This is a genomic window from Rhizobacter sp. P5_C2, assembly GCF_054049715.1.
Genome location: NZ_JBFULV010000262.1, coordinates 1 through 679, shown reverse-complemented (window position 1 = coordinate 679; position 679 = coordinate 1). Strand labels below are relative to the sequence as shown.

Below are 679 nucleotides of genomic sequence, written 5' to 3'. Positions count from 1 at the left end.
CACCTGCAGCGCCGCATGCTGCGGCAGCGGCTGCGGCACCAGCGCGAGTTTCTGCTGCCGCAGCGCCTGCGTCAGCGAGCGCGGGTGCCCGAGGCGCAGCCCGAGCAGCAGCGACGCGCGCCGCTGCAAGCCGCTGCAGTTGTCCGTCCCGCCCCAGGCCGAGCGACCGGGATCGAAGCCGCCGGCGCGGTCGCGCGTCAGCCGCACGATGTCGCTCAGGTAGGCCGCCTTGTTCTCCAGCAGCAGCGCGTCGAGTTCCTGCGGCGAGTGATGCCCGCAGAACTGGCGCAGCGAGTTCTGCGCGTACGTCTCGCCGTGCAGCGCCAGCAGGTGATCGAGCGCCCGGCTCTTGCGCCGCGCCGAGCGGTCGAACGGCCGGTACACCGCCTGCTCGATCTGCGCGGCCGGCGCGAGCAGCAGCCGGTCCACACCCGGCACGCTGTCGGGCCCGATCATCTGCGACCACAGCGTCTGCGCCGAGCCGCCGTTGACCGAGAACAGCTCGCGCAGGTGCTGCACCTGGGCCAGGCCCTGCGCGATCACCTGCTCCATCATCAGCAGGTAGGTCTGCAGCTGCTGCGCGCGGGCCCGCGCCTGCGGTGGCGCCGAGCGCGGCACGCCGTGCCGGCCGACGCCGTAGATCGCCGGCAGCAGTTGCTGCACCGAGTGGTAGCGCTGC

The 679-nt window shown here is 73.2% G+C and carries 1 protein-coding gene; it reads right to left on the bottom strand.

All coding sequences use genetic code 11. From position 1 onward, the window contains the following. Window positions 1-679: hypothetical protein (locus tag ACXJLU_RS33505; RefSeq protein WP_457338033.1), on the bottom strand; the 679-nt coding region annotated here is incomplete at both ends.